Source organism: Streptomyces aureus, from assembly GCF_001418135.1.
GTDB classification, from domain to species: Bacteria; Actinomycetota; Actinomycetes; order Streptomycetales; family Streptomycetaceae; genus Streptomyces; species Streptomyces aureus_A.
This window is the reverse complement of sequence record NZ_LIPQ01000539.1, coordinates 1-3,388: the sequence shown is the minus strand read 5'-3', so window position 1 is coordinate 3,388 and position 3,388 is coordinate 1. Positions and strand designations below refer to the sequence as shown.

At 71.0% G+C, this 3,388-nt stretch carries 3 protein-coding genes; all 3 read right to left on the bottom strand.

The window, feature by feature from the left end; translation table 11 throughout:
• Positions 1-232 precede the first annotated feature (232 nt).
• The 3 genes from AOK00_RS37860 to AOK00_RS33415 all read right to left on the bottom strand — a co-directional run bounded on the left by AOK00_RS37860 (position 233) and on the right by AOK00_RS33415 (position 3,280).
• Positions 233-397: a hypothetical protein gene (locus tag AOK00_RS37860; protein WP_216822286.1), complete on the bottom strand. Its 165-nt coding sequence runs from the start codon at positions 395-397 to the stop codon at positions 233-235.
• A gap of 102 nt (positions 398-499) precedes the next feature.
• Positions 500-1,780 (bottom strand): radical SAM protein, encoded by a 1,281-nt coding sequence (locus tag AOK00_RS33420; RefSeq protein WP_055603900.1) that lies wholly within the window; start codon positions 1,778-1,780, stop codon positions 500-502.
• Positions 1,781-1,942: 162 nt separating this feature from the next.
• Entirely contained in the window at positions 1,943-3,280 is a 1,338-nt protein-coding gene (locus AOK00_RS33415; protein ID WP_055603899.1) for an ABC transporter substrate-binding protein, read from the bottom strand.
• Positions 3,281-3,388: the final 108 nt, after the last annotated feature.

Here is a 3,388-nt window from a genome sequence, read left to right as displayed (position 1 = left end):
CGGCGAGGCTGTGGCCGCGCGCGGACCCGGCCCCGGGCCGGCGGACGCCCGCCCCCGCCGCAGGGGGCTGCGCCGCCGAAGTCCCCGCCGCCGACCCCGCCGCCGAAGTCCCCGCCGCCGAGGTCTCCGCGGCCGCGGTCCCCGCCGCAGGGGGCTCCGTCGCCGAAGCCCTCGCCGCAGAGGTCTCCTCCGCCGAAGTCCCCGCCTCGGAAGCCCCCGTCCCCGCCTCCCCTCAGCGTGGCAAACGCACCTCCAGGCCGTCCAGGACCACGTCGAGCCGGTAGGAGAACCTCTCGTCCCGGAGCGCGACCGGGGCGATCGGCGCGTGCACCGCCGCGTCCGCGTACGCCTCGGTCAGATGGTCGTGTCCGGCCGCCGCCTCCTGCGCCGCCGGCATCAGGCAGGAGCTCGCCGCCCGACGCGGCCGAGCCCGACCCCACCTTCGCGAAGGAGCCGGTACCCCCGAGGGGCACCGGCTCCTTCGCTTTCCCGCGCCCGGCTACTCGCCCGGCGCCGGCGGCAGCGCGTCCATGAACGAGCTCACCGAGAACACCGCGCGCCCCGGACCGGCCGGCCCGTACCCGGGCGGTGCCGTCAGTCCGTACTCCTCCAGCGTCGCCGTGTACGCCTCAAGCAGCCGCAGGTGGTATTCGAGCGGCGCCCCGTCCGGGTTCTCCCGGCCCAGCGGGGTCGTCGGCTCCGGGCACCAGGTGGTGAACCGGGGCGTGATCCCGCGCGACATGAAGAACCGCAGACCCTCCCGGGTGGACGCGATCGCCTCGTCCACCGTCAGGAAGCCGGAGGGCCGGGCCATCTCGACGCCCGCGACGAAGTTCGGGATGACGTTGCGCGGCCCGAAGATCTCGGCGGAGTCCAGGATCCTGCGGTGCCACTCGTCCCGGCCGATGTAGCGCTCCTTGCCGGGGCAGTACAGCTCGAACAGCCGGCGGTCCCACACCTCGTAGTTCGGGTGGTAGATGCGGATGCCGTAGTCGTGGAACCGCTGCACGTCCTCCTTCGGCAGTGCCTGCGCGACGACCTTGCCGATCCAGCGGCCGGGGAACCGCTCCTCGATCGCCCGCGCGTACTGACCGTAGAAGTCGGCCTCGTCCTTCCCGCCGACCTGGGACGTGACCGCCCCGCCCGTGAGGGTGTACGCGGTCGAGGTACGGGCCGTGTCGTGGCGGTCGATGATCTCCAGCGCCTCCAGGACCTCGTCGACCGGCTTCACCCCGGTGTACGGGCGGCCCGCCGCCTTGTGCTGGCGCCAGTTGTGGTTGATGTCGCAGTACTGGCACTCCTCCTTGGCGCCGAAGTACTGGCAGACCCGGAAGACCGTCAGATAGATCAGGTAGCCCCACTGGATGGTCGGCGCGACCTCCATCACGGACTTGCCGTTCGCCAGCGGGTGCCGGTAGTACTCGGGCATCGGCGGCAGACCGACGTCGGCGATCCTGACGCCGTCGAGGAACAGCGCGAGCGCCCCGTCGCCGTCCGGCGCCACCCGGTAGGGGGACGACGGGTTGACCCGTACCGACACCACCGTGCGGCGGAGCCCGTACGGCCCGCCCGTGAGCACGATCTCCTCCGGCGGGCGGTTCAGCGCCGCCTCCCCGAGCTCCGGCAGGGTGCGATGGTCGAAGGAGAAGATGAAGTACGACTTCGGCTTCACCTCGCCCCCCTCGTTCCCGGACAGCGCGGACGGGTCGAAGGCGAGCCCGCCGCGCAGCAGGTCCTCCTTGAACACGGCCTCCGGAGGGACTCCGGGGAAGCGGTCCATGAGGGATTCGACGACGGCGGTACGGGTCGGGGCGGCGCTGGACACAGGCGGATCTCCAGGTGAGAGACGACGGAGCCGACACACCTCACGCTACGCGCGCGTGCGTCGGTCTCGTCGACCGGGACCCGCCGTGCGCCGGGAAACGCGGCTGTGCGCTTCCGGCTACTTGTTGACCGTGAAGCCCTGGTCGTTGCCGTACGTCACGCCGGCCTCCTGCCACTGCTTCAGGCCGTCGGTGAGCGTGGTGGGGGAGACGTACGCCTTGCCCACGGTGTCGTTGAAGATCGAGTTCGCGTACACCTGGTAGGGCAGGTAGGACCAGTCCTCGCCGACGTTCCGGGCGGACTCGGCGAAGATCCGGTTGGCCTGCTGGCCGCCGAAGTACGGGAAGGGGGTGTCGAGGAACGCCTTCGACTCCAGGTCCGCGCGCGTCGCGGGGAAGGCGCCCGCGGCGACCCGGGCACTGGCTCCGGCGCCCGTGGTCGCGAACTCCGTGAAGGCGTAGGCGAGTTCCTTGTTCTTGGCGGCCTTCGGCACGGCGAGCGAGCTGCCGCCGTTCTCCGCGCTCGTCTTGTCGCCCTTCGTCCACTGCGGCAGCGGCGCGACCCGCCAGTCGCCGGACGCGGAGGCGACCCCGGACGTCAGGTTGGCCGGCATCCAGGCGCCGATGGAGAGGGTGGCGAGGGATCCGTCGGCCAGGCCCTTGTACCAGGCGTCGCTCCACGAGCTGATCGGCGCGACCAGCTTCTCGTCGAGGAGCTTCTGCCAGGTCGCGGTGTACTTCCTGGTGCCCTCGTCGCCGAAGTCGATCGTGACGTCCGTGCCGTCGGTCCGGTACGGGCGGCCGCCGGCCTGCCAGATGAGGCTGGTGGTGGCACCGGCGTCACCGGTGTCGTTGGTGATGAAGATCCTGGGGTCGGCCTTGTGGAGGGCACGGGCCGCCTCCACGTACTCGTCCCAGGTCGTCGGCACCTTGATGCCGTGCTTGTCGAAGACCTTCTTGTTGTAGAAGAACGCCATGGGGCCCGAGTCCATCGGCAGGGCGTAGACGGCCTTGTCCTCGGTGACGGCGTTCCACGGGCCGGAGGTGAAGGTCGTGCCGTACTTCTGGGCGCCGTAGGAGGCGAGGTCCTCGACGGACTTGCCTATCGTGAACTGGCCGAGGGCGTAGTACTCGACCTGCGCCACGTCGGGGGCGCCGGAGCCGGCCGCCATCGCGTTCTGCAGGGCGGTGTACTGCTTGTCGCCGGTGCCCGCGTTGACCAGCTCCACGTCGACCTTGGGGTACTTCTTCTCGAAGTCCTCCGCCACCTTCTTGAGCGTGGGCTCCCAGGCCCACACGGTCACCTTGCCGCCCTTCTCGAGCGCGGCCGCGACGTCCTTCGGTCCGCTGTCGCCACCGCCGTCCGAGGCGTCGGAGCCGCAGGCCGTGGCGGTCAGCGCGAGAGTGGAGACGACGGCGAGGGCGCCGAGGAGTCGGCGGGTGATGTGCGTTCTCATGGGCTGTGCTCCTGGTCGAGGGTACGGCGGAGGAGGGAACGGAGAGCGAGGGAGAGGTGAGCGGGGAGGGGTGGGTGAGGGAGAGGTGAACAAGGGAGAGGTGAGCGG